A 23,350-nucleotide genomic window follows, 5' to 3' on the forward strand; every position below is an offset into this window, starting at 1 on the left:
CTAGATAGTCCCAGTCCAGATCATGTCCGAAGGCTTCACCACCCGCATCCTCCACAGCGACCGCCGCGGCACGGTCGAACACGGTGCCCTGCACAAGCCCATGCACACCTCGTCCGCCTTCGGCTACGACGACGCGCAAACCCTGGTCGACGTGTTCCAGGGCCGCAACCCGGGGTATTCGTATGGCCGCCAGGGCACCCCCACCACCGCCGCGCTGGAAACCAAGCTCACCGAGATGGAGGACGGCGTCGGCACCGTCGCCTTCTCGACCGGCATGGCGGCCATCGCCGCGGTGCTGACCACCCTGCTGCGCGAGGGAGACCACGTGGTCTCCAGCGGCTTCCTGTTCGGCAATACCAACAGCCTGTTCGCCACGGTCAAGGGCCTGGGCGTGGCCGTGGACTTCGTCGACGCGACCGACGCCGCCAACGTCGAGCGGGCGCTGCGCCCCAATACCCGCCTGGTGTTCGTCGAGACCATCGCCAACCCCCGCACCCAGGTGGCCGCGCTGGCCGAGATCGGCGCGCTGTGCAAGGCCCGCGGCGTGCTGTACGTGGTCGACAACACCATGACGTCGCCCTACCTGTTCCGCCCCAAGACGGTCCAGGCCGACCTGAGCATCAACTCGCTCACCAAGTACATCTGTGGCCACGGCAACGCGCTGGGCGGCGCGGTCACGGACACCGGCCTGTTCGACTGGACCGCCTACCCCAACATCAGTCCGTCGTACCGCGGCGCCAAGCCCGCCATGCAGGGCCTGCAGCAGATCAAGAAGAAAGGCCTGCGCGACATGGGCGCCACCCTGGGCGCCGAGGCCGCGCATCGCATCGCCGCCGGCGCCGAGACGCTCAGCCTGCGCATGGAGCGCGCCTGCGCGACGGCCGCCGCGCTGGCCGCGCAACTGTCCGCCCACCCCAAGATCAAGCGCGTCTACCACCCCAGCCTGCCGGACCATCCGCAGCACGAGCGCGCCCGCGCCCTGTTCAAGCGGGGCGGCGCCCTGCTCAGCTTCGAGCTGCAAGACGGCCTGGATCCCGTGCATTTCCAGAACCAGTTGCGGGTGGTCATCTCCGCCACCCATCTGGGCGACAACCGCACGCTGGCCATTCCGGTGGCGCACACCATCTATTGGGAAATGGGGCCGGAACGGCGACGCGAGATGGACATCGCCGATTCGTTGATACGGGTATCGGTCGGCATCGAGGACCCCGAGGATCTGCTGGGCGACTTCGCCCAGGCCTGCGACGCCGCCTAGGGCCGGTCGACACCAGGTGGATACCCCTGCCTCCGGCCCTCGGCACACCGTCACGCTCGATCCCCAGCAATGGACCTTCGCCGCCGGCGAAGACGAAAGCCTGTTCCTGGCCGCGCGGCGCGCCGGCGTGCGGCTGCCCGCCATCTGCCGCAACGGCACCTGCCGGACCTGTTTCTCGCGCATGGAAAGCGGCAGCGTCCGCTATCTGGTCGACTGGCCGGGCCTGAGCGCGCAGGAGAAGCAGGAAGGCTTCATCCTTCCCTGCGTGGCCGTCGCCACGTCGGCCATCGTCATGGTGAATCCGCACGCCGAGAAGACCGGCGGCGGGGCGGGCTGACGCCTGCGCCGGTATCCATGAACAGTTCGGCCAGGGTCTGGCGCAGCCAGGCATGGCCGGGATCCCGGTGGAACCGCGCGTGCCAGTACTGGTTGACCGCATAGCGCTCGATCGGAATCGGCGGCGCATGCACGCGCAGGCCTTCCTGGCGCGCGACGATTCCGCCCAGGAGACTCGGCACCGTGGCGACGAAGTCGGTCTGCGCGATGATGGCCGCCAGGCCCAGGTAGCTGGGTAGCCGCAGCACCACTTGCCGCTCCAGTCCGGCGCGCCGGATGGCCTGCTCCACGATCAGCTGGCTGGTGGTCGAGGGCGAGACGTCGACATGGCCCTCGCGGGCGAAATCGGCGCGCGTGAACGCGCGGCGTATGCGCGGATGGCGCGGCCCGGCCACGCACACGAAGTCCTGCTCGAACAGCCGCTGGCGATAGAAGCCGGCATCCAGCAGCGGCATGAAACCGATGGACAGATCGGCCTCGCCGCTTTCCATGCGTACCGGCGTGTCGGGTCCGATACGGAAAATCTCGATGCGCACCGCCGGCGCGGCGTCGCGCAGGCGGTTCACGATGCGCGGCAGCAGCACGATGTGGCTGATGTCGGTCATGCACAGCCGGAAGACGCGGTCGGACGCCGCGGGCACGAAGACCGCGGGTTCCAGCAGCGCCTGCATCGCGGCCAGCGCGGCGGCCACCCGGCCTTCCAGCTCCAGCGCGCGGGCCGTGGGCGCCATGCCCGAAGTGGTACGCACGAACAGCGGATCGTCGAACAGCTCGCGCAGCTTGGCCAGGAAGAAACTCATCGTGGACTGGCTCATGCCCATGCGTTCGGCGGCGGCGGAGACGCTGCCGGTGCGGCGGATCTCGTCGAACACGCGCAGCAGCTTCGTATCGATATTTTCCAATTTCAGGTTTTATCCATATCGATTATCTCGATTCAGCCTATCGATACCGCTCCATGGAGTCAAGCGCGCCCGCTCACTAACATGGCGCCAGATTCCACCCGAGGAGACATCATGAGCACCGGACCCCAGACAACCGCCATCGTGGTGGGCGGCGGCATCGGCGGCCTGGCGGCCGCGCTGGCGCTGGCCCGGGAAGGCGTGGCGGTCGAGCTGCTGGAGCAGAGCCCCACCATCGGCGAGATCGGCGCCGGCATCCAGCTCGGCCCCAACGCCTTCGCCGCGCTGGACGCGCTGGGCGTGGGCGAGGCCGCGCGGCGGCGCGCCGTCTTCACCGAGCGCCTGATCATGATGGACGCGGTCGATGCCACCGAGGTCGGCGGCTTCGACGTGGGCGAGGCGTTCCGCGCGCGCTTCGGCAATCCCTACGCCGTCATCCATCGCGCCGACATCCATCTGTCGATCCTGGAAGCGGTGCAGGTCCATCCGCTGATCCGCTTCAAGACATCCACCCGCGTGCGGGCCCTGGAGCTAGGCGACGGCAAGGCCACGGTGGTGGACGACCAGGGCGGCCGCCACACGGCCGACGCGGTGGTGGGCGCCGACGGCGTGAAGTCGGTGATACGCGATACGCTGATCGGCGACGAGGCCAGGGTGACCGGCCACGTGGTCTACCGCGCCGTGGTGGACGAAGCCGACATGCCCGACGACCTCAAGATCAATGCCCCGGTGGTGTGGGCCGGTCCCAACTGCCACCTCGTTCACTATCCGCTGCGCGACGGGCACCAGTACAACCTGGTGGTCACCTTCCACAGCCGCGAACCCGAGGTCTGGGGCGTGCGCGAAGGCAGCAAGGAGGAAGTGCTGTCCTACTTCGAGGGTATCCATCCACGCCCGCACCAGATGCTGCACCGGCCCACGTCCTGGAAGCGCTGGGCCACCGCCGACCGCGATCCCCAGCCTCGCTGGGGCCAAGGCCGCGCCACCGTGCTGGGCGACGCCGCGCATCCGATGACCCAATACCTGGCGCAAGGCGCCTGCATGGCGCTGGAGGATGCCGCCACGCTGGGCGCGGCGGTGCGGCATGCCCAAGGCGACCTGGAAGCCGCGTTCCGGCTGTACGAAGATTCCCGCATCACCCGCACCGCGCGCGTGGTGCTGTCCACCCGCGCCATGGGCACGCTCTACCATGCCAAGGGCGTGGAACGCCTGGTGCGCAACGCGCTGTGGGTCGGGCGCACGCAGGCGCAGTACTACGACGCGATGCAGTGGCTCTATGGCTGGCGCGTGGAGACCTGCCTGAACCTGGAGACGTGATCAGCGGGATCTTTGATTACTGAATAAGACTGATTCGCGTTATTATTCCCGGAATTTCCAACCATTCCGGGAACCGCGGCCCGTCAAAGGCGCGACCCTAGCCCCATGTTGCGCAAATTCGGAGTTCTCCTGCACCGCTGGACAGGCCTGGGCGTCGCGGCCTTCCTGTTCATCGCCGGCCTGACGGGCGCCTTCATTTCGTGGGACCATGAACTCGACGCCTGGCTGAACCCGCAGTTGTTCGAGCCCGCCACGCAGGGCGAACCGTTGCCGGTCGAAACGCTCATCGCCAGGCTGGAGGCCCAAGACCCCCGCCTCATGGTCACGTTCAACCCGCTGGAAGTGGAGCCCGGCCACGCCCTGCTGGTGTCGGTCACCGGCCGCATCGACCCCGCCACCGGCAAGGCGTTTCCCCTGGATTTCAACCAGGTCGCGCTCGATCCGGTCACCGGCCAGGTCCAGGGCCGGCGCGAATGGGGCGCGATCTCGCTCAGCCGCGAGAACCTGCTGCCCTTCCTGTACAAGCTGCACTACACCATGCACCTGCCCAACGTGAAGGGCGTGGAACTGGGCATGTGGTTCATGGGGCTGGTCAGCATCGCCTGGTTCCTGGACTGCTTCATCGCGCTCTACCTGTCCTTCCCCTCGTGGCGCGCCTGGCGCAAGTCGTTCGCGTTCCGCGTCGGCAAGGGCGGCTACGCGCTCAACTTCGACCTGCACCGCTCCGGCGGCGTGTGGCTGTGGGCGCTGCTGCTCCTGCTGGCGGTGACCTCGATCTCGCTCAACCTCGGCAACGAAGTGGTGCGCCCGGTGGTCAACCAGATCTCGCCGCTGACGCCCACGCCGTTCGAGACGCGTGCCCTGCGCCCGCTGGACCAGCCCATCATGCCGACGCTGCACCGGACGCAGATCGTCGAGCTGGGCAAGGCCGAGGCAAGCCGCCTGGGCATCGCCGAGCCCGCCGGCGCCGTGTTCTACGGCGCGCTGCAGGGCATCTACGGCGTGGGTTTCCACGAACCCGGAAACGACCACGGCGACGGCGGCCTCGGCAACAGCTGGCTCTACTTCGACGAGAAAAGCGGAGCGCTGCTGGGCCAGCACATCCCCGGCACCGGCAGCGCGGGCGACATATTCATGCAGGCCCAGTTCCCGCTGCATTCCGGCCGCATCCTGGGTATTCCCGGCCGCATCTTCGTGTCGCTGCTGGGGCTGTCGGTGGCCATCCTGAGCGTGACGGGCGTGGTGATATGGGCGAAGAAGCGCAAGGGCCGCATGGCGTCGGCCAGGGCGGCGCAGGCCCGCGTGCGCCCCGTCGCGGCTAGTTCACCCGGTCTGTCCTGATGGCCCCGGTATAGGGCCGGCGCCGCGGCCCTCCCCCGATCGCGGGAAAGACGATGGACAGGACGACGGCGTCCAGGGCGATGTCCACGCCTATCACCAGCGTCGCGTCCAGGGCATCCAGCAGCCGCAGCATGCGCTCCCGCTCCGCCGCGAACAGCGCGCGCACCCGGGTCGGCCCCCAGGGCTGGAGTTCGTTCAGGGAAACCGGCACGGTGGCATGGCCGCCCCCGCCATTGCCATGCCCGACCCGCAGTTGCACACGGTCCAGGTCCAGGCGGGCGCCGACCACGACGCGCCGGTTGACGCCGGGGCGGCTCGCGACACAGGCGATGGCGGAATCGATCAGCGCGGAAACATGCTCGACGGAGCCGGCCACCAGCAAGGGATGGTCCGGCACATCGGTTTCCACGAACCGGACGTTGCCGTCCGGCGAAAGGTCGTAGCTCTCCACGGCTGACACGATCAGGGGACCCAGATCGCACAGCGGCCCTGCTGCGCAGCGCTCGGAAGACTCGCCGGTGAGTTCGGTCATGGAAGTGCTCGCAGAGACAAGCCCTGGGCAAGTCTACGTGTGAGCCTTCCACCGCACTGCAAACAATGCGCAACGCGCCGGCCGGCGCAGCGGCGCCAGCCGGGGGATTTGCCGCTAGTAGGCGCTAGCCGTCGAGAGCAGGTCCAACGACTCCCGGTCCAGCGCCAGCGTGGCGGCGGCCTGCAGCGAATCGAGCTGGGCGGCCGACGTGGCGCTGGCGATGGGCGCCGTCACCGCCGGCTGGTGCAGCAGCCAGGCCAGCGCCACCGCCGCCGGCGTGGAACCGTGCCGCTGGGACACCTGGTCCAGGGCCTCCAGGATGCGCAGGCCGCGCTCGTCCAGGTACGAGCCCACCCGGCTACCGCGGGCCTTGCCCTCGAGGTCGGCGGCGGTGCGGTACTTGCCGCTCAGGAAGCCGCTGGCCAGCGCGTAGTAGTTGATGACGGCCACCTGATTGCGCAGCGCCACCGGCGCCAGTTCGGTCTCGAACTGCCGGCGCTCGATCAGGTTGTACTCGGGCTGCAGCGTGGCATAGGCCGCAAGGCCGTTGGCGCGGCTCACGTCCAGGGCTTCCTGGAAACGGGCCGCCGTATAGTTGGACGCGCCGATGGCGCGGACCTTGCCGGCCTTCACCAACCGGTCGAAGGCCGCCAGGCTTTCTTCCAGCGGCGTCGCCGCATCGTCGTCGTGGGCCTGGTAGAGATCGATGTAATCGGTCTGCAGGCGGCGCAGCGACCCTTCCACCGCCTTCTCGATGTACGCGGCCGACAGCCCGCCCTGGCTGCCCAGCGCGGCCTTGCCCACCTTGGTCGCCAGGATCACGCGGTCGCGCCTGCCGGTACGCTTGAACCAGTTGCCGATGATGGTTTCCGATTCCCCGCCCTGGTTGCCCGGCACCCAGCGCGAATAGGCATCGGCGGTATCGATGAAGTTCATGCCCCGGTCGGCCAGCGCGTCCAGGATGCCGAACGACGCTGTCTCGTCCAGGGTCCAGCCGAATACGTTGCCGCCGAAGGTGATGGGGAATACCTGCAGGCCGGTGGTGCCGAGCGATCGATAGGTCATGGCTGCCTCGAACGGAAGGAAACGGAATCGAAAATAGTAGGAGATTCCGGCCGGCCGTCCAAATAGCCGCCACGCATGAGCTATTGCGCCCCGCCCGCCTGCGTGGTGCGTTCCTTGATCAACAGGTGCCGCCGCTCCATTTCCTGCCGCAGTTCGCGCCGCAGCAGCGCTGCCTCGCAGCGCTGGCGCTCTTCCTCGTCCTGCGGTTCGAGCGGCGGCACCGGTACCGGCACGCCGTCGTCGCCCACCGCGACCATCGTGAAATAGCAACTGTTGGCGTGGCGCACGATCTTGCTGCGGATGTCCTCGGTCACTACCTTGATGCCGATCTCCATGGACGTGCGTCCGGTGTAGTTGACCGCCGCGTAGAAGGTGACCAGCTCGCCCACGTGGATGGGCTGGCGGAACACGACCTGGTCGACCGACAGCGTGACCACGTAGCGTCCCGCGTAGCGGCTGGCGCAGGCATAGGCGACCTGGTCGAGATACTTGAGAATGGTGCCGCCATGGACGTTGCCCGAGAAATTCGCCATGTCGGGCGTCATCAGGATCGTCATGGAAAGCTTGTGCTGGGAATCGTTCATGGCGAACCTTCTTGCGCGGATACGGAGCTGCGTCATTGTAGCCAGCGCGGGCACGGCCCGCGCGGCGGCGTTAACATGGACGCCCGCCATCATTCGCCCCAGGGAGACGCCGCCATGCCCAGCCCCACCATCGCCCTCCTTCATCCCGGCGCCATGGGCGCGGCCATCGGCGCCTGCCTCGTCGCCACCGGACACCGCGTGCTCTGGTGTTCCGCCGGACGCAGCGCCGCCACGGCCGAGCGGGCGCGCCAGGCCGGCCTCGTGGACGCCGGCACCATGGCCGACGCGCTGCGCGCCGCCGACATCGCGATCTCGGTCTGCCCGCCTGACAACGCGCTCGACCTGGCGCGCGAGGTCGCGGAGCACCGCTACGGCGGGATCTTCGTCGATGCCAACGCGGTCTCGCCCGCCACCCTCCGGCAGATCCAGGATGCCGTGCGCGCCGGCGGCGCGCGCTTCGTCGACGGCGGCATCATCGGCCAGCCGCCCCGCGCCGCCGGCAGCACCCGCCTCTATCTGGCCGGCGACGCCGCGGCGGAGATCGCCGCGCGGTTCGAAGGCAGCGCGCTCCAGGCGATCGCCCTGGACTCTCCCGCCGGCAGCGCCTCGGCGCTGAAGATCTGCTATGCGGCATGGAGCAAGGGGGCCACCGCCCTGCTGGCCGGCATACGCGCGCTGGCCCGCCACGAAGGCGTGGAACCAGCCCTGCTGGCCGAATGGCAGTTGTCCAGCCCGCAGACGCCCGCGCGGTCGGAAGAGGTCGCGCAAAAGGCCGAGAAGGCCTGGCGCTGGGTCGGCGAAATGGAAGAAATCGCCTCCACCTTCCATGCCGCCGGACTGCCCTCGGGCTTCCACCTCGCGGCGGCGGACATCTTCCGGCGGCTGGACGTCTACAAGGATGCGCCCCGGCCGCCGGCCATGGACGAAGCGCTGGACCGCCTGCGGCGCTGATCCGGCACCCGCCGCCTCAGACCAGGCCGAAGGACTTGGCGCGCAGCGCCGCCTCGGCGCGCGACGCGATGTTGAGCTTCTCGTAGATATGCTTGACGTGATCGCCCACGGTGTGGCGTGAAATGCCCAGCGCGGTGGCGATCTCGCCCAGCCGCAGGCCCCGCGCCAGCAGCACCAGCACTTCGTTTTCCCTGGCCGACAGCGGGCTGATCACCGTGGCCGGCCGCAAGCGGAAATGATCGAGCAGCCTGCGCGCGATGGCGGGGGAAAGCGGGGGCTGGCCCTGGGCGATGCCGGTCAGCATCGCCGCGAGCTGCGCCGGCGGATGTTCTTTCAACACGTAGCCTTGCGCGCCGGCCTGCAAGGCCGCGAACAGCTTGCTGTCCTCGCCCGTGATGCTGGACACCACCACGGTGCAGCGCGGGTGCCGCAGCGTCAGCGTAGCGATCAGCTCGGTGCCGTCGCCGTCCGGCAGGCCCAGGTCCACCAGGGCCAGGTCCGGCACCTGCGCGGCGACGGCCGCGCCGGCCTGCGCCAGGTCCTGGCTGCAGCGCACGCGCCCGGCCGGGAAGGCCAGCGCCACGGCCTCGTTCAGCATGGCCGCCGCCTCCGGCAAGTCCTCGACGATGAGTATGTCGTTCATGCCCGCACCTCCGCCGGCTCGGCCGGCTCCCCGGACGCGCCGGGGCCGGCTCCGGCGCCCAGCGGCAGGAAAATCCTCAGGACACAGCCGTCCTCGCCGCGCTCCAGCCCGACGACGCCCTGATATTCGGCCAGGCGCCGCCGCATGCCGGCCAGGCCCAGGCCGACGCTGGCCGGCCCCGCGACGGGCGCGCTGCGCCCCGCTCCCCTCACGCCGTCGTCCCGCATGGCGATGTCCAGGCGGCCATTGCCGGCTCGTACGTCTACCTCGATGCAGGTCGGACCGCCGTGCTTGAGCGCATTGGACAGGCCCTCGCGCAGCGCGCGTTCCAACGTCGCCTTCATCCGGGCCGGCAGGGCCTCCTGCATGTCCGGCAGGGGCATGGCCGGCACGAATTCGTTCCAGACAAAATCCACGCCGGCCGCGTCGCAACGCGCCGCCATCTCGGCGCGCCAGTCGGCCAGCGCGTCGGCCAGCGGCAGGCTCCGGCCCTCCAGGGCCGATAGCGTGGTGCGCAGGTCGCTCATCGCCGCGCGCGCGACATCGGCCGCCACCCCATCGCCCGCGCGCGACGCCTGGTGGATCAGCATCAGCAGCCGCGCGCCGATGTCGTCGTGCATATCCTGCGCGATGCGGTGGCGCTCTTCGCGCACGCCCCGCTCATAGGAGTCGCGCCCCTCGCCCGCCTTCTGCACCAGGCTGGACAGCGATGCCGCCAGCTCGGCGTCGTGCGGCGCGAACAGCCTGCTTCCGCGATCGGCCAGCCGCAGGACCCGCCCTTCCAGGCCGCCGCAGGGCGGCACCCATAGCGCCTGCCCCGATTCCAGCAGGGTGGCCACGCGAGGGTCCTCCGCCTCGGCATGGGAAAGACGGCGGATGTCCAGCGGGTCGAACAATTGCCCGAGCAACGCGTCCCACCGGCGCTCCTGTTCCCCGCGCGACGGCGAGAACGCGATGTGGATCAGGTCGGGAAACGTGGTGTCGACCCGTGCCCCCCGGGCGCCCGTCAACCGCCGCCACAACCACTGGCGGAAGGGAAAATACAGCCAGCCGCACAACAGCAGCGATACGCCCATCGAGAAGGCCGGATTCCACCGCAGCCAGACGATCAGGGCCGCGTCCATCAGCACCACCGCCAGCGCCCCCGCCAGCCACAGCAGGATACGGTAGGCCCAGCGGTCCAGGTCGAACAGCCGGTACCGGCGCAGGCCGAACGCCAGCCCCACATAGATGATCAGGAAGTAGCCGAAGGCGTAGCCCTGGGAGATGGGAGGAAAGAAACCCAGCACCTTGGAGCCGGTCGTGGAAAAGACGAACAGCCCGCTGCCCACCAGCATGGACAGGGCCAGCCAGCGCAGCGCGGCCCGGTCCAGCGGACGGCCCCGGCTCATCCGCCATTGCACGCCGGCCAGCGCGATCGCGCCCAGCATCTCGGACATGATGCCCATGCGGGTCCAGTTCTGGCTGGGCAGCCACTGCATCGTGTCGGCCAGCCACCAGGTCCCGTACACGACGGGCAGCGCCCACAGCGCGCCCGCCGGCACCAGCCGCCTCGGATAGCACAGGAACACCGCCAGCAGCGCGCAGCCGAACATGAAGGCACCGGCGTGGTTGGCGGCGGACAGCGCGCGGAACAATTCCCCGCCCAGCGCCAGTTCGCGGCTGCTGTAGACCGATGCCGGCACCGCGAAGGCCGGAAAGGCCAGGCCGGTCAGCGCGAACATGCTCGCGCCCAGGTCCGTCGGCCGCAAGGCCCAGACCCAGCATGCGATCAGGCACCCGGCGAAGCTGACGGCGAGCTGGAACCAGAACGTCGCCGGCAGCGACCCCAGCGGCCGGGCCCCGGGTATCCACACCTCGGTCGCGCGCGACCCATCGGCCCGCGTCCACTCGGCCTGCACGGGCCCGTCCAGCAGCGCGCGGAATTTTCCCTGCCGGTCGAAGAACCGGTTCATGCGCGCGAACTCGTCGAAGAAGTCGGGCTCTTCGATCAGGTCGTCGGGTTCGACATCGAGACCGGCACGGTTCCCCGGACGCGAGAGCGCCAGGCGCGACGCCCCCTCCCCCATGCCATGGGCGGGACCGCCGGGCAGTCCACGCGCGGACACGGAGCCGGCTTCGTCCACGGCGAACGCAACGCCCAGCCAGGGTGTCTGCAACGCCCCCCAGGTGGCCACGGCGGCGGTCGCCGCGCACAACGCCAGCACCGCCAGCAGGATGCGGGCGGGCACGGCCAGGAACGAAGTGATGGGCATGTCGGAATTCCAGCGGCAATCGGGACGCGAACGGGGTGGCACGCTGATGATGAAGAAAGACCCTGGCCAGTACAAGGCATTCGTCGCTTGCCGGCAACCCCGTGTTCACGGGATTGTCCGGCGCGCTCCGCATGGGAAGAATCGCCGGACACCACCCGACCGGCCGCGAACGCGGCAGGTCCCAACCACGCCACGAGGGTATTCCATGATGAAACTGCCATTCTTCCCGCCACGCGCCGCGCGCCTTGCCGCGGCCGCCTGTCTCGCACTTGCCCTGGGCGCCTGCGGCGGCGACGGCGGCGGGACTTCCTCGGGCGGCACGACGCCTCCCGCGCCGAAGACGGATACGCTGTCGGGCACGGCGGCCACCGGCGCCGCGGTGGCCAACGCCACGGTCACGGTCGTGAACGCGGCGGGCGCCTCCGCCACCGGCAAGAGCGGCGGCGACGGCCGCTACAGCATCACCATCGAATCGGCGCCGCCATACCTGCTCAAGGTCTCGACCGGATCGGGAACGGTGCTGTACTCGTTCGCGGCCGCCGCCGGCACGGCGAACATCACGCCGCTGACCACGCTGGCGCTGCACGACGCCGGCGGCAAGAAGCCGCTGGCCGCGCTGTTCGAAGGCTGGAAAACCACCCGCCTCGCGGGCGATGCCGTCACGGCCGCCGCCAAGCGAGTAAACGCCAACTTCGCCGCCCTCTACACAGCCAAGGGCGTGGATCCCAAGGCCTTCGACTTCTTCAGCCGGACGTTCGCGGCCGACGGCAAAGGCTTCGATGCGGTACTGGACGGCGTGTCGGTCTCGCTGAGCTGCTCCACCACGTCCTGCTCGGAAACGATCAAGGTCGGCGAAAGCGTCTACACCTACGATTTCTCGATCAGCGTCGCGGGCATCTCGTTCAGCGGCGGCGGCACGACCAGCACCATTCCGTCCGGATCGAAATGGGAGCTGACCGTGCGCGGATCGGCCAACGGCGCGCCCTTCGAGCAGACCATCGGCAACATCGAATTCGGCGCCGTCCCGGCCTCCGCCGACGGTGCCCAGCAGGTGGTGCAGCAGTACGGCGGCATCTCCGGCGGCGTCTCCGGGCCCGGCGTCAGCCTGAACTACAGCTACAGCGATCTGTCGACCAGCTACGAGGGCTGCGGAAGCTGCGGCGTCGGCAGCACCATCGTGCTCAAGAGCAAGGGCTCGGTGTCGGTCTCGGGCACGGCCAGCGGCATCACCATCCCGCCGACCACGACCCGGTTCGACTACACCTATACCTACAAGCGCACCAGTTGATCCCGGTCCCGGCGCGAGCCGGGCAGCCCCAGTCCCAGGTGGTCCCGGAAGGTCGGGCCCTCGTAGTCCAGGCGGAACAGGCCGCGCCGCTGCAACACCGGCACGACCAGTTCCGCGAACGCCTCGACGGCGCCCGGCACATAGGCGGGAAAGATGTTGAAACCGTCCGCCGCCCGCTGCTCGAACCAGTGCTGGATGAAGTCGGCGACCTCCTCGGGATTGCCCACCACCATGGCGCCCGTGGCCCCCGCGGTGTCGATCAGGTCGCGGTAGGAGAGACGCGCCGGCCCCGTCAGCGACCGGCGGGTGCGGCGGACGGTCTCGTCGATCAGTTTGCGCCCCGCCTCGGACGCTTGCTCGTACAACTCGGGCTCCGCCGCGGCACCGTGGTCCTTGCCGCGCACGTCCACGCCCAGGGTCTCGGACAACGCGCCCAGGTTGCGGCGCCGGCCGCGCCCCAACCCTCCCTTGCGGACCTCGCCCGCCGCTTCTTCCGGATCCAGCGGCAGGAAAGCGTTCAGGCTATCGTAGATGGCGACGGCTTCCTCGGTCGTGGGCGCGACGATGGGCGTCAGGCCCGGCAGGATGGCAATCTCGTGCTCGCCGCGTCCATGGCGGGCCGCGCGCTGTTTGATATCGGCGTAATAGGCCTGGGCCGACGGGATGTCGGGCTGGCCGGCGAAGATCACGTCGGCCTCGCGCGCGCCCAGTTCGCGCGACCGGTCCGAGGTTCCCGCGTGCAGGATGACGGCGTGGCGCTGCGGCAGGCGCGGCACGTCCAGGGGGCCGGCGATGCGGAAATGCGCGCCCTCGTGATCCAGCGGGACGCCGGCGGGGTCCTCCTCCGACGGCGCGCCGTCCCACAGCGCTTTCACCACATCGACGAACTCGTCGGCCCAGTCGTAGCGTTTGCCGGTTTCCCAATGCTCGGCGCGGCTGAAGTTGGCGGCGGCGATATCGTCGGCGCCGGTCACGATATTCCAGGACGCCCGGCCCGCGCTGACGTGGTCCAGCGAACCCATCAGGCGTGCCACCGAATAGGGATCGTAATAGGTGGGATTGGCGGTGACCACGATGCCGATACGGGACGTGGCGGCGGCCAGGCCGGCGGCCGTCGTGAACGGCTCCAGCCTGGACATCTGCGCGGGATTGGTGCGCTGCAGCCGCGGGTCGGTGGCGAGCCGGTCGCCCAGGAACAGGAAATCGAACCGGGCGCGCTCCGCCACTTGCGTCACGTGCTGCAGGAACTCGATGTCGAACGCCGCATCCTCCCTGGCGTCCGGCAGGCGCCAGCCGGCGGCATGGGTGCCGGTGGCCCAGAACATCAGGCCCAGGTGCAGGCGGCGGGGGGGTTGGCTCATGTCGGTCATCCGTTGACGGGTTGCAAGAGAGAAACATGGCGATTGGCGGGACGCGCCAATCCCAGCCGCCCGCGCAGCGTGGGCGCCGCGCCTTCGACGGCGGGAGCGATCACGCCTCGTCTCGCCAGCGCCGGCACCACCTGCTCCACGAAACGCGGCCATTGGCCCGGCTCGGGCGCGGGCAGCACCGCGAAGCCGTCCACGATCCGCCGCGCCGCCCAATCCTGAAGGGTGGCGGCGATCTCGTCCGGAGTCCCCGCCAACACGACGGCATCGGGACGGAAGGGCGCGCGGGCCCGCAGCCGCTCCGCTTCGCCGGGCGTCCCGGCCACCCAGGGCACGACGGGAGCGAACACGAGCGGCGGGTTCGCGTCACGTCCTTCGCGGGCGGCCAGCGCGCGCAGCGCCTCGCCCGCCTCGCGCACCCCGGCCTCGTGCGCGGCCGCCACCACCACGATATCGGCCTCGGCCGCGGCCCAGGGGCGCGACGCGGCCGAGCGTTCGACATGGACCAGCGGCAACTGGCCCTGCGGCGGGCGGGCGACGTTCAACGGGCCCTGGACCTGGAAATACTCGCCCCGGTGCGCGATGGCGTGGATCCTGGCGCCGTCCACGAAGCGGCCGCTGGCCTTGTCGCGCAGGAAGGCGTCGTCTTCCCAGCTGTCCCACAGCGCGCGCACCACGCCGAGGAACTCGCGGGCATGCCGCGCGGGGTCCAGGGGAGCGGCGCGATCACGCACGCCGAAATTGATCGCCGCCCCGCGCGCCGGATCGTGCACCAGGTTGAGCGCGGCGCGGCCATGGGTGATGTGGTCCAGCGAGGCGGTCAGGCGGGCCAGGTTGAACGGTTCGTAGTAGGCGGCATCGGCGGTCACGGCCAGGCCCAGATGTCGGGTCCGGGTCGCGACGAAGGACGCCGCCGTGAATGGATCGATGCGCAGGCGGGGCGCGGCGGCTTCGGCGCGCGGCTCGTCGTCGAACACCAGCAGGTCGAAGCCGGCGCGCTCGACCTCCCGCGCCAGGCTGGTCAGCAGCGAACCGGCGAATGCCGTCTCGGCCTCGGGCCCGGCTCCGCGATGCAGGTAGGCCAGCAACATGCCGCCGGCGCGTGGGGAAATTTCGGAAGAGAAAGACATAGGGCAACCGTGTGTAGGGGTTCAGCGCGCCGCGGCCAGCACGCGCAGGGGGGCCCTGGCCGGCGATGCATCCACGTCCATCGCATGCAGGGCGTCGTAGATGGATGCCTCCAGTTTCAACAACGACAGGTCGCCGCGACGGCGCGGCCGCGGAACGGCCACGCGGAAGGTGTCGTAGATGCGCCCCGGCCTGGGCGACAGCAGCACGATGCGGTCGCCCAGGAACACCGCCTCGCCCACGTCGTGGGTGACGAACACCACCGTGCGCCGGTGCGCCTGCCAGATGCGCACCAGGTCCTCCTGCAGCCTGATGCGCGTGATGTGGTCCACCGCGCCGAAGGGCTCGTCCATCAGCAGCACGCCGGGCTCGTTGGCCAGTGCCCGGGCGATGCCGGCGCGCTGGCGCATGCCGCCCGACAATTGATGCGGATACTTGTCGCCGAAGCCGGCCAGCCCCACCAGCTCCAGGTAGGCCTCGGCGGTCTGGCGCCGCAGCGCCTTGTCGCGGCCCCGGATCTCCAGGCCCAGCTGGACGTTGCGCGCCACCGTGCGCCACGGCATCAGCGACGCGTCCTGGAACACCACCCCCACCGAGGGAAACGGCCCGGCGATGGGCCGGCCGTCGAACAAGGCCTGTCCGGCGGTGGGGCGCTGCAGGCCGGCCAGGATCTCCAGCAGCGTGCTCTTGCCGCAGCCGCTCGGGCCCAGCAGCACCACGAACTCCCCCTCGTCGATGTCGAGGTCGATATCGGCCAGGGCATGCACGGGCTTCGTGCCGCCGTAGACCTGGTTCAGCTTGCGGATCGAGAAGATGGACACCGGGCGACTCCTTTCGATCAGCCTTTGAGCGGCGCCGATTGATCGGGATACTGGAACGGCTTGACGTATTCCCGTGGAACGAAGCGCAGGTCGATGTGCTTCTTCGCGTCGTACGGGGCCTTCTGGTTCTGCTGTTCGATCTCGATGCGCTGCGTGTCCGCGATGGCGACCGGATCGACATCGGGGTTGTTGTCCCAGACGTCGTCCTCCTGCCGGAGCGCCAGCTCGATCGCGCGGGGGTTGAGCTTGAGCCGGGCCTGCAGCCACGGCAGGTACTCCGGATAGTTCGCCTTGGCGTAGGTGTAGGACTTGAAATAGGCCCGCAGTCCGCGGCGCAGCAGGTCGGAATCGTTCGCGATCAACCGGTCGCCCGCGATCAGCACGCCGGTGTGATAGGTGGGCAGGTAGTCCCAGCCGCGGGCCAGCGTGCGGCTGGTCTTTTCCAGTTCGCCCAGCGCGGCGAAGGGCTGGTGGATGATGGTCGCGTCCACCTGGCCGGAGATCAGCGTGCCATAGGCCTGCTGGGTGGAGCCGTTGCCGAACAGCGTCACGTCGCGCCGCGGGTCGAGTCCGTTGCGGACCAGGATCGTGCGCAGCACCGTATCCAGGTTCGAACCCGCGTGGGCGTTGCCCACGGTCTTGCCCTTCAGGTCGGCGATGCGCTGGATGCCCGGACGGGCGATGAGGAAGTACGGTCCCTTGCTGCGGAAGCCCGACGACACGATCTTGATCGGCGCGCCCAGGGCGGCGGCCCGCAGGTAGACGCTGGTCGGCCCGAAGGCGAACGACAGCTCGCCGGTCGCCACGCCGGTCACGGCATCCTGCACGTCCACGAACTCCACCTCCAGGCCTTCTTCGCGGAAGAAACCCTTTTCGACGCCGAAGGCGATGGGTTGCTGGGTATAGCTGTTGGTGGCGACGAGCTTGAGCCTCTTGGTCCCGGCGCCCTGCGCGGACGACAGGCCGGGGACGGAGGCGGAGACGGCCGCCAGGGCGGCCAGGCGCGACAGGGCGTCGCGTCGATGCTTGTTCATGACGAAATCCCTATGAAGGCGAAGAAAAGAATGGGCGGCGCGGCGGTCACGCGTGCTTCCACCGGAGCAGCACCCGCTTCTCCAGTTGGTCGACCGCGAAAATGATCAGCAGCGCGAACACGGTGATGGTGGCGACCAGCGCGAACACGGCGGCGGTATCGTAGACACCGGTGGCCCGGTTCAGCAGATTGCCGATGCCGGCCTTGGACGCCACGATCTCGGCCAGCAGCGCGGCCACCACGCACATCACCGCCTCGACGCGCACCGCCGCCATGATCGAGGGAATGGCCGAAGGCAGGACCACCTTGAAGACCCGCTGCGCGGATGTCGCCCCCAGCACCCGGGCCACTTTCAGATGGTTCTCCTGCACCTGCCGGATGCCCGCTATCGTGTTGAACACGAAGATGAAATAGCCGAACAGGAAAACGATGAAAACCTTGTGCGCGTAGCCTATGCCCAGGTACAGCGTGAGCAGCGGAATGATCGCGACCTTGGGAACGGCCATCAGCGCGACCAGGAACGGATTGAGGAAACGGTGGACCGCCGGCAGCAAGCCCATCGCCACCCCGGTCGAGACGCCGGCCACGAACGCGATGGCCACGCCCAGCAGCGCCTCCGACAAGGTCACCAGCAGGTGCCGCAGCAATCCATCCTGCGTCACCAGGCGGGGAAAGGCCTCCAGGACCTGCGTGGGCGATGCCAGGTAGATGGGCTTGACCGTGCCGCTGTCCACCAGGAACTGGATGGCCGCCAGGATGGCCGCCAGCAGCAGGACCTGGCCCGCGACGACCAGCAGCGAGGCAGGCAGGCGTTTGCGCGGCCGGGGTTCGCGGGCCTGGAGCGCGGGCGCGGGCACGGCATGGAGGTGGGACGGAATACTGGACATGGCGGCGAAGCGGGGAAACATCGGAAGATCACTCTATGCCGCCGCCGAAGGAATTTGTCCGCATATGCAATGCCGCAAATCGCATTTCCCCGGCGGCCCCCCCGTTGCTAGATTGGCCGTTCCGGCACACGCCGCAATCGGGACCATTCATGCACTACATCGATCTGGGAGCCACCGGCCTGCGCGTGTCGCGGCTGGCATTCGGCGCCTCCAGCTACGGCTCCAGGGACTGGATGCCGTGGGCGCTGTCCGAGGACGACGCCCAGCCCCACTACCGCGCGGCGTTCGAACACGGCTTCAACCTGTTCGACACCGCCGAGTCCTATTCCAGCGGCCTGAGCGAAGAAATCCTGGGCCGCGCCATCAAGCGCTACGGCACGGGCCGCGACCGGGTCGTCATCGCCACCAAGGCGGGCCTGGCCAGGGGCGACGGCACCGGCCACGGCCTGTCGCGCAAGCGCATCCGCCACGCCATCGACGACAGCCTGCGGCGCCTGGGAACGGACTACATCGACCTCTACCAGATCCACCGGCTCGATCCCCACACGCCGCTGGAGGAAGTGATGCTGGCGCTGGACGACGTGGTGCGCGCCGGCAAGGCGCTCTACATCGGCGCCAGCAGCATGCATGCCTGGCAGTTCGCGACGCTGCAGCAACTGGCCGGGCGCGGCGGATTGACGCGGTTCTCGACCATGCAGAACAAGTACAACCTGCTGTACCGGGAAGAAGAACGCGAGACCCTGCCGCTGTGCCTGCACCAGAACGTGGCGGTGCTGCCCTACAGCCCCCTGGCGCGCGGCCTGCTGGCGGGCAGCCGCCGGCAGGACACCGAACGGTCGCGCGTGGTGCGCGATTTCGCGCGGCCCGAGGACGAGCGGGTGGTGGACCGCGTCATCCAGGTCGCCGCCGAGCGCGGCGCCAGGCCGGCGCAGATCGCGCTGGCCTGGCTGCTGCACAACCCGGCGGTGACCGCCCCCATCGTGGGCGCCACGCGCGCCGGCCACCTGGACGACGCCGTGGCGGCGCTGGACATCGCGCTCAGTGCCGACGAACTGGAACGGCTGGAGGCGCCCTATGTGCCGCAGCAGGTGCAACTGGACCGGAACGTGGCGCCCACGCCGGGCCAGACGGCGTCGCCCGATCTGCTGCGACTGTTCCGCCGCTAGCCGATCCGGCGGCGGTGGCGGGGGAGTGAGATCCGGTCATCCCCCTTGGGACCAGGTGGACGATCCACGTTGGGCCGCTTTGCGCATCTGTAGCAAAATAGCGCCCATGCGGCCGCGTGCCGCGCGTCCCGAACACCCGGATTGTCCATGCCCGTCATCACCTGCATCGAAGACCTGCGCCAGCTCGCCAGGAAGCGCGTCCCGCGCGCCTTCTACGACTATGCCGACAGCGGCTCCTATACGGAGAGCACCTATCGCGCCAACGCCGACGACCTGGCCGCCATCAGGCTGCGCCAGCGCGTCGCGGTCGACGTCGACAACCGCTCCACCCGCGGCACCCTGCTCGGCCAGGAGGTCAGCATGCCGGTGGCGATCGCCCCCACCGGGCTGGCGGGCATGCAATGGGCCGACGGCGAGATCCTGGGCGCGCAGGCCGCCGAGCAGTTCGGCATCCCCTTCACGCTGTCCACGATGAGCATCTGCTCGATCGAGGACGTGGCCGCCGCCACCACCAAACCGTTCTGGTTCCAGCTTTACGTGATGCGCGACCGCGGATTCATCGCCGAGCTGATCCAGCGCGCCCGGGCCGCCCGCTGCTCGGCCCTGGTGCTGACCCTGGACCTGCAGATACTCGGCCAGCGCCACAAGGACCTGAAGAACGGCATGACCGTGCCGCTGCGCCCCACCCTGGCCAATCTGCTGGACGTGGCCAGCAAGCCCGCCTGGGCGCTGCGCATGCTGGGCGCCCGGCGCAAGACCTTCGGCAACCTGGCCGGCCACGTCAAGGACGCCGACGGCATCAACAGCCTGGCCCGCTGGACCGCCCGCCAGTTCGATCCCACGCTGTCCTGGAAGGACGTGGCGTGGATCAGGCAGCAATGGGACGGCAAGCTGATCCTGAAAGGCATCCTGGACCCCGAGGATGCGCGCAGCGCCGCCTCGTGCGGCGCGGACGCCATCGTGGCCAGCAACCATGGCGGCCGCCAGCTCGACGGCGCGCTGTCGTCCATCGCCGCGCTGCCCGCCATCGTCGAGGCGGTCGGCGACAGGACCGATGTCCTGTTCGACGGCGGCGTGCGCAGCGGGCAGGACGTGCTCAAGGCCCTGGCCCTGGGCGCGCGCGGCGCGATGATAGGCCGCGCCTTCCTCTACGGGTTGGGCGCCATGGGGCGACCGGGCGTCGATGCCGCGCTCGGCATCATCCAGCGCGAACTGGATGTCAGCATGGCCCTGACGGGCACGCGCACCGTCGAGGAAATCGGCCCCGGCATCCTGATACGCCCCTGACGCGAACCCTCCCCCCACCCGTTCTGGAGAATCCCATGAAGGTCTTGTTGCCCGGCCTGGCGGCCGCCCTGCTTCTGGTGTCCGGCTGCGCCACCACCGAGGAAACCAATTCGGCCATACGCGCGCGCTGGATCGGCCAGTCCACCGACGCGTTCTTTTCCCAGTACGGCCCGCCGCAGCGTTCGTACAAACTCAACGATGGCAGTTCCGTCTACAACTGGCGGGGCGGCGAGAAAAGCATCCAGTACGCCGCGCAATACCGCGACGTGCCGCGCGACAAGGATCCCAAGAAAACCGACCGCGTCATGGTGTCGCCGGCCCGCACCGAAGAGCTGTTCTGCGAATTGCAGATCAACGCCAGCGCCGGCGGCAGCATCACCGCCATCCAGACCTCGCGCGAATCGTCCGGCGCGGGTTTCAGCTTCTCGCGCTGCGCCGAGGTGTTCGACAAGCGCTAGCGGCCGTCACAGCACGGGCGCGAACAGCCGCGCCACGTGCATGACCACGCGCGGCAGCAGGGGCACGGCATCCCATTCGCCCTGCCCGACCTCCTTCGCCTGCGCGAAATCGGCCAGCAGCATGGCCTGCGCCTGGGCCGCGAAAACGGGGCTGACGGTCAGCACGCTCAGCTCGAAGTTGAGCCGGAACGAACGGTTGTCCAGGTTGGCGCTGCCCACCGCCACCGTGTCGTCATCGATCAGCATGACCTTCTGGTGCAGGAATCCCGGCTGGTAGCGGTAGATCCGCACGCCCGCGCGCACCGCCTCATAGGTGTGGAACAGCGACGCCTGGTAGACCATGAAGTGATCGGGCCGGCAGGGCAGCAGCACCCGTACGTCCACCCCGCGCAGCACGGCCAGCCTGAGCGCCGACTGCACGGCGGAATCAGGCACGAAATAGGGCGAGGTCAGCCAGATGCGCCGCCGCGCCGCCTGGATAGCCTGGGCCATGAACAGCGAGCCGGTCTCCTGGTGATCGGCCGGGCCGCTGGCGATGGCCAGGCAGGCCATGTCGCCGGGCGACTCCTCGGGCATGGCCAGCTCGGGCAAGGTCTGCGTGACCCAGTACCAGTCTTCGCTGAACGTGCGCTGGATCTGCGCCACGATGGGCCCCGCCAGGCGGATGTGGGTGTCTCGCCACGGCGACAGGCGCGGATTGCCGCCCAGGTAGTCTTCGCCCACGTTGTGGCCGCCGATGAAGGCCGTCTGCCCATCGACGACGACGATCTTGCGATGGTTGCGGAAATTCAGCTGGAAGCGGTTGCTGACGCGGCGCACCGAGAACGCATGGATCTGCACGCCGCCCGCCCGCAGGGACTCGACGTAGCGGCGGGCCAGCGCGTGGCTGCCGATGCCGTCGTACAGGAAATAGATCTTGATGCCCGCGGCGGCGCGCTCCAGCAGGCGCCGGTGCAGCTCGCGCCCCAGCGGATCGTCGCGCACGATGAAGAACTGCACCAGGACATAGCGCCGCGCGTGGTCGATGGCCTCGAAGATGGCGTCGAAGGTCTCCTGGCCGTTCTTCAGCAGGCCGACCTGGTTGCCGGCCAGGAAGCGGCGGCCCATCAGCCTGTCCAGCGCCAGGAAGCGGCGCAGCGTCGGTTCCAGGGCGGCGTCGCGACGCGCCGCCACGGTGAGCTGCGACTGGTTGACGTCGGCCTCGGTGCGCGCGCGGGCCCGCGCGCTGTTGAACCGGTGTTCGTCCACATAGCCGGCGAAGCGGCTGTGTCCCAGGAACAGATAGGGGATCAGCGTCAGGTAGGGAACCGACACGAGCGCCACGGCCCAGGCCACCGCGCCCTGCGAGGTGCGGGTGTTCATGATCGCGTGGCAGGCGGCAATGATGCCCAGCACGTGGAGCGTGGCGACCTCGAGACCGATCGACAGCAGACTTTCCGCCATGTGTGGCGACCTCCCGGTATCAGTCGTCGCGGCTCGGATCGAGTCCTGGGAACAGCACCTCGGTGAAACCGAACTTGGAGAAATCCTCGATCCGCGATGGGTACAGGCGCCCGATCAGGTGGTCGCATTCATGCTGCACGACCCGGGCATGGAAGCCCCCGGCCACGCGATCGATGGGGGTGCCGGCCGGATCGACGCCGGTATAGCGGATGGAGGCATGGCGAGGCACCGTCCCGCGCAGCCCGGGCACCGACAGGCAGCCTTCCCAGCCTTCTTCCTTTTCGTCCCCCAGCGGCGTGATGACCGGATTGATGAGGATGGTGCGCGGCACGGCGGGCGCGTCGGGATAGCGCTCGCTGTTGTCGAAGCCGAAGATCACCACCTGCAGGTCGACGCCGATCTGCGGCGCGGCCAGCCCCACGCCGCCGGCGGCCTCCATCGTGTCGAACATGTCCTGGATCAGCGCGTCGAGCGCCGGAGTCCCGGTTTCCTGGACCGGCTTGGCGACGCGCAGCAGGCGTTCGTCGCCCATCTTCAGTATTTCGCGGATCATGGAACTGCCCTGGAACGGTCCTGCCGGGCCCTTTTGCCCGGGGGGTGCCTACCCGGATTGTGCCAGATCGGCACCGCCGCGAGGCCCGGCTGGAACTCCCGGATCTCAGGCCAGCTTCTGCCTGAGCACGCCCTGCGCCGACGGCCGGGTGCTGACACGCTCGTGCCATTGCGCCAGCAGCGGCGTGGCCGGGCGCTCGATAGGCAGCAAGAACCAGCGGTCGATCGCACAGCCGACGGCGATGTCGCCGATGGTGAAGCGGTCGCCCGCCAGATATTGGCGGCCGTCGGCCAGGAATTTCTCCAGCAGCAGGATCAGCTTGTTGCCACGCGCCACGGACTCGGCGATGGCCTGGTGATTGCGCTTGTCCTCCGGTGTGCGGATCAGGCCGATGAAGGCCGGTCCCATGGCGGGCCCGAACTCGGTGGCCTGCCAGTCCAGCCAGCGGTCGCTCAGGCCGCGCTCGCGCGGATCGGTGGGCCACAGCGTGCCGGCGCCGTACTGGGCGGCCAGGTAGCGCACGATGGAGTTCGATTCCCACAGGATGTAGCCATCGTCGTCCAGCGTGGGGATCTTGCCGTTGGGGTTCAAGGCCACGTACTCGGGCTTGTCCAGGCCGCCGAAGGGCCCGCCCACGTCGATGCGGTCGAACTGCAGGTCCAGTTCGCGCGCGGCCCACACCGCCTTGGAAACGTTGATGGAAGTCAGGCGGCCCCAGATGGTCATCATGATGAAAGTCTC

Annotated in this window: 23 protein-coding genes; 9 read left to right on the forward strand and 14 right to left on the reverse strand. The window is 69.2% G+C overall.

Going from position 1 to position 23,350, the window contains the following annotated elements; all coding sequences use genetic code 11:
• The first annotated feature begins 22 nt into the window (after positions 1-22).
• On the forward strand, positions 23-1,255 hold the full coding sequence (locus AC1Q6E_RS09955) for a cystathionine gamma-synthase family protein (RefSeq protein WP_152793230.1): 1,233 nt from the start codon (positions 23-25) through the stop codon (positions 1,253-1,255).
• 16 nt (positions 1,256-1,271) lie between these two features.
• Positions 1,272-1,592 (forward strand): 2Fe-2S iron-sulfur cluster-binding protein, encoded by a 321-nt coding sequence (locus AC1Q6E_RS09960; RefSeq protein WP_296559862.1) that lies wholly within the window; start codon positions 1,272-1,274, stop codon positions 1,590-1,592.
• Here AC1Q6E_RS09960 and AC1Q6E_RS09965 read toward each other — a convergent pair.
• Positions 1,546-2,493, reverse strand: coding sequence for a LysR family transcriptional regulator (locus AC1Q6E_RS09965; RefSeq protein WP_296559861.1), 948 nt, complete (start codon positions 2,491-2,493; stop codon positions 1,546-1,548). The two genes, AC1Q6E_RS09960 and AC1Q6E_RS09965, sit on opposite strands and share 47 nt — an antisense overlap.
• 111 nt (positions 2,494-2,604) lie before the next feature.
• Here AC1Q6E_RS09965 and AC1Q6E_RS09970 point away from each other — a divergent pair, with 111 nt between their 5' ends.
• Together AC1Q6E_RS09970 and AC1Q6E_RS09975 are read left to right on the forward strand one after the other, a co-directional pair.
• Positions 2,605-3,807, forward strand: a complete 1,203-nt coding sequence (locus AC1Q6E_RS09970; RefSeq protein ID WP_296559860.1) for a 3-hydroxybenzoate 6-monooxygenase — start codon at positions 2,605-2,607, stop codon at positions 3,805-3,807.
• A gap of 108 nt (positions 3,808-3,915) precedes the next feature.
• Complete coding sequence (locus tag AC1Q6E_RS09975) at positions 3,916-5,148, forward strand: PepSY-associated TM helix domain-containing protein (RefSeq protein WP_152794613.1); 1,233 nt, start codon at positions 3,916-3,918, stop codon at positions 5,146-5,148.
• On the opposite strand, the gene AC1Q6E_RS09980 is transcribed toward AC1Q6E_RS09975, so the two are convergent.
• The 3 genes from AC1Q6E_RS09980 to AC1Q6E_RS09990 all read right to left on the reverse strand — a co-directional run bounded on the left by AC1Q6E_RS09980 (position 5,126) and on the right by AC1Q6E_RS09990 (position 7,329).
• Positions 5,126-5,680, reverse strand: coding sequence for a hypothetical protein (locus AC1Q6E_RS09980; protein WP_152793233.1), 555 nt, complete (start codon positions 5,678-5,680; stop codon positions 5,126-5,128). The two genes, AC1Q6E_RS09975 and AC1Q6E_RS09980, sit on opposite strands and share 23 nt — an antisense overlap.
• Positions 5,681-5,794: 114 nt before the next feature.
• A complete protein-coding gene (locus tag AC1Q6E_RS09985) occupies positions 5,795-6,745 on the reverse strand; it encodes an aldo/keto reductase (RefSeq protein ID WP_492572658.1) in 951 nt (316 codons plus the stop codon).
• Between the two features lie 80 nt (positions 6,746-6,825).
• Positions 6,826-7,329 (reverse strand): acyl-CoA thioesterase, encoded by a 504-nt coding sequence (locus AC1Q6E_RS09990; protein ID WP_152793235.1) that lies wholly within the window; start codon positions 7,327-7,329, stop codon positions 6,826-6,828.
• Positions 7,330-7,443: 114 nt separating this feature from the next.
• Here AC1Q6E_RS09990 and AC1Q6E_RS09995 point away from each other — a divergent pair, with 114 nt between their 5' ends.
• Positions 7,444-8,280 (forward strand): NAD(P)-dependent oxidoreductase, encoded by an 837-nt coding sequence (locus tag AC1Q6E_RS09995; protein WP_296559858.1) that lies wholly within the window; start codon positions 7,444-7,446, stop codon positions 8,278-8,280.
• A gap of 16 nt (positions 8,281-8,296) precedes the next feature.
• On the opposite strand, the gene AC1Q6E_RS10000 is transcribed toward AC1Q6E_RS09995, so the two are convergent.
• Both AC1Q6E_RS10000 and AC1Q6E_RS10005 read right to left on the reverse strand, forming a co-directional pair.
• Entirely contained in the window at positions 8,297-8,923 is a 627-nt protein-coding gene (locus AC1Q6E_RS10000) for a response regulator transcription factor (RefSeq protein ID WP_152793237.1), read from the reverse strand.
• Positions 8,920-11,178, reverse strand: coding sequence for a sensor histidine kinase (locus tag AC1Q6E_RS10005; protein WP_492572659.1), 2,259 nt, complete (start codon positions 11,176-11,178; stop codon positions 8,920-8,922). The genes AC1Q6E_RS10000 and AC1Q6E_RS10005 overlap by 4 nt, the downstream gene beginning before the upstream one ends.
• A gap of 205 nt (positions 11,179-11,383) precedes the next feature.
• Here AC1Q6E_RS10005 and AC1Q6E_RS10010 point away from each other — a divergent pair, with 205 nt between their 5' ends.
• Positions 11,384-12,466: a hypothetical protein gene (locus tag AC1Q6E_RS10010; protein WP_152793239.1), complete on the forward strand. Its 1,083-nt coding sequence runs from the start codon at positions 11,384-11,386 to the stop codon at positions 12,464-12,466.
• On the opposite strand, the gene AC1Q6E_RS10015 is transcribed toward AC1Q6E_RS10010, so the two are convergent.
• From AC1Q6E_RS10015 to AC1Q6E_RS10035, 5 genes are read right to left on the reverse strand one after another with little or no spacing between them, the layout of a single operon-like run.
• The gene (locus AC1Q6E_RS10015; protein ID WP_152793240.1) at positions 12,448-13,827 is read right to left on the reverse strand and encodes an NtaA/DmoA family FMN-dependent monooxygenase; all 1,380 of its coding nucleotides are present in this window, start codon (positions 13,825-13,827) and stop codon (positions 12,448-12,450) included. The two genes, AC1Q6E_RS10010 and AC1Q6E_RS10015, sit on opposite strands and share 19 nt — an antisense overlap.
• 5 nt (positions 13,828-13,832) lie before the next feature.
• Entirely contained in the window at positions 13,833-14,963 is a 1,131-nt protein-coding gene (locus AC1Q6E_RS10020) for an LLM class flavin-dependent oxidoreductase (protein WP_152793241.1), read from the reverse strand.
• 21 nt (positions 14,964-14,984) lie between these two features.
• Entirely contained in the window at positions 14,985-15,782 is a 798-nt protein-coding gene (locus AC1Q6E_RS10025; RefSeq protein WP_492572660.1) for an ABC transporter ATP-binding protein, read from the reverse strand.
• A 17-nt stretch (positions 15,783-15,799) separates the two neighbouring features.
• Positions 15,800-16,816 carry an ABC transporter substrate-binding protein gene (locus AC1Q6E_RS10030; protein WP_296559850.1) on the reverse strand — a complete coding sequence of 339 codons (1,017 nt, stop codon included), beginning with the start codon at positions 16,814-16,816 and terminating at the stop codon, positions 15,800-15,802.
• A 46-nt stretch (positions 16,817-16,862) separates the two neighbouring features.
• Complete coding sequence (locus AC1Q6E_RS10035) at positions 16,863-17,723, reverse strand: ABC transporter permease (protein WP_152793243.1); 861 nt, start codon at positions 17,721-17,723, stop codon at positions 16,863-16,865.
• A 128-nt stretch (positions 17,724-17,851) separates the two neighbouring features.
• On the opposite strand from AC1Q6E_RS10035, the gene AC1Q6E_RS10040 reads away from it, so the two are divergent.
• From AC1Q6E_RS10040 to AC1Q6E_RS10050, 3 genes are all read left to right on the forward strand, one after another.
• The gene (locus tag AC1Q6E_RS10040) at positions 17,852-18,868 is read left to right on the forward strand and encodes an aldo/keto reductase (RefSeq protein ID WP_152793244.1); all 1,017 of its coding nucleotides are present in this window, start codon (positions 17,852-17,854) and stop codon (positions 18,866-18,868) included.
• Between the two features lie 147 nt (positions 18,869-19,015).
• Complete coding sequence (locus AC1Q6E_RS10045) at positions 19,016-20,155, forward strand: alpha-hydroxy acid oxidase (protein ID WP_492572661.1); 1,140 nt, start codon at positions 19,016-19,018, stop codon at positions 20,153-20,155.
• Between the two features lie 35 nt (positions 20,156-20,190).
• Positions 20,191-20,613, forward strand: a complete 423-nt coding sequence (locus tag AC1Q6E_RS10050; protein WP_152793246.1) for a hypothetical protein — start codon at positions 20,191-20,193, stop codon at positions 20,611-20,613.
• A gap of 6 nt (positions 20,614-20,619) precedes the next feature.
• Here the strand turns inward: AC1Q6E_RS10050 and cls are convergent, their stop codons facing one another.
• The 3 genes from cls to AC1Q6E_RS10065 all read right to left on the reverse strand — a co-directional run bounded on the left by cls (position 20,620) and on the right by AC1Q6E_RS10065 (position 23,338).
• Positions 20,620-22,056 (reverse strand): cardiolipin synthase, encoded by a 1,437-nt coding sequence (cls, locus tag AC1Q6E_RS10055; RefSeq protein ID WP_152793247.1) that lies wholly within the window; start codon positions 22,054-22,056, stop codon positions 20,620-20,622.
• Between the two features lie 19 nt (positions 22,057-22,075).
• Entirely contained in the window at positions 22,076-22,609 is a 534-nt protein-coding gene (def, locus tag AC1Q6E_RS10060) for a peptide deformylase (protein ID WP_492572662.1), read from the reverse strand.
• A gap of 105 nt (positions 22,610-22,714) precedes the next feature.
• Entirely contained in the window at positions 22,715-23,338 is a 624-nt protein-coding gene (locus tag AC1Q6E_RS10065; protein ID WP_492572663.1) for a glutathione S-transferase family protein, read from the reverse strand.
• Positions 23,339-23,350: the final 12 nt, after the last annotated feature.

Source organism: Pigmentiphaga sp. MLSB6-MA01 (assembly GCF_058793475.1).

Excerpts from the sequence above, each read along its gene's own strand:
- AC1Q6E_RS09985 (WP_492572658.1), bottom strand. The coding sequence starts at position 6,745 with ATGACCTATCGATCGCTCGGCACCACCGGCCTGCAGGTATTCCCCATC.
- AC1Q6E_RS10035 (WP_152793243.1), bottom strand. The coding sequence starts at position 17,723 with ATGTTTCCCCGCTTCGCCGCCATGTCCAGTATTCCGTCCCACCTCCAT.
- AC1Q6E_RS09990 (WP_152793235.1), bottom strand. The coding sequence starts at position 7,329 with ATGAACGATTCCCAGCACAAGCTTTCCATGACGATCCTGATGACGCCC.
- AC1Q6E_RS10000 (WP_152793237.1), bottom strand. The coding sequence starts at position 8,923 with ATGAACGACATACTCATCGTCGAGGACTTGCCGGAGGCGGCGGCCATG.
- AC1Q6E_RS09980 (WP_152793233.1), bottom strand. The coding sequence starts at position 5,680 with ATGACCGAACTCACCGGCGAGTCTTCCGAGCGCTGCGCAGCAGGGCCG.
- AC1Q6E_RS10050 (WP_152793246.1), top strand. The coding sequence starts at position 20,191 with ATGAAGGTCTTGTTGCCCGGCCTGGCGGCCGCCCTGCTTCTGGTGTCC.
- AC1Q6E_RS09970 (WP_296559860.1), top strand. The coding sequence starts at position 2,605 with ATGAGCACCGGACCCCAGACAACCGCCATCGTGGTGGGCGGCGGCATC.
- AC1Q6E_RS10040 (WP_152793244.1), top strand. The coding sequence starts at position 17,852 with ATGCACTACATCGATCTGGGAGCCACCGGCCTGCGCGTGTCGCGGCTG.
- AC1Q6E_RS10065 (WP_492572663.1), bottom strand. The coding sequence starts at position 23,338 with ATGATGACCATCTGGGGCCGCCTGACTTCCATCAACGTTTCCAAGGCG.
- AC1Q6E_RS10020 (WP_152793241.1), bottom strand. The coding sequence starts at position 14,963 with ATGTCTTTCTCTTCCGAAATTTCCCCACGCGCCGGCGGCATGTTGCTG.
- AC1Q6E_RS09995 (WP_296559858.1), top strand. The coding sequence starts at position 7,444 with ATGCCCAGCCCCACCATCGCCCTCCTTCATCCCGGCGCCATGGGCGCG.
- AC1Q6E_RS10015 (WP_152793240.1), bottom strand. The coding sequence starts at position 13,827 with ATGAGCCAACCCCCCCGCCGCCTGCACCTGGGCCTGATGTTCTGGGCC.
- AC1Q6E_RS10045 (WP_492572661.1), top strand. The coding sequence starts at position 19,016 with ATGCCCGTCATCACCTGCATCGAAGACCTGCGCCAGCTCGCCAGGAAG.
- AC1Q6E_RS09955 (WP_152793230.1), top strand. The coding sequence starts at position 23 with ATGTCCGAAGGCTTCACCACCCGCATCCTCCACAGCGACCGCCGCGGC.
- AC1Q6E_RS10005 (WP_492572659.1), bottom strand. The coding sequence starts at position 11,178 with ATGCCCATCACTTCGTTCCTGGCCGTGCCCGCCCGCATCCTGCTGGCG.
- def (WP_492572662.1), bottom strand. The coding sequence starts at position 22,609 with ATGATCCGCGAAATACTGAAGATGGGCGACGAACGCCTGCTGCGCGTC.
- AC1Q6E_RS10030 (WP_296559850.1), bottom strand. The coding sequence starts at position 16,816 with ATGAACAAGCATCGACGCGACGCCCTGTCGCGCCTGGCCGCCCTGGCG.
- AC1Q6E_RS10010 (WP_152793239.1), top strand. The coding sequence starts at position 11,384 with ATGATGAAACTGCCATTCTTCCCGCCACGCGCCGCGCGCCTTGCCGCG.
- cls (WP_152793247.1), bottom strand. The coding sequence starts at position 22,056 with ATGGCGGAAAGTCTGCTGTCGATCGGTCTCGAGGTCGCCACGCTCCAC.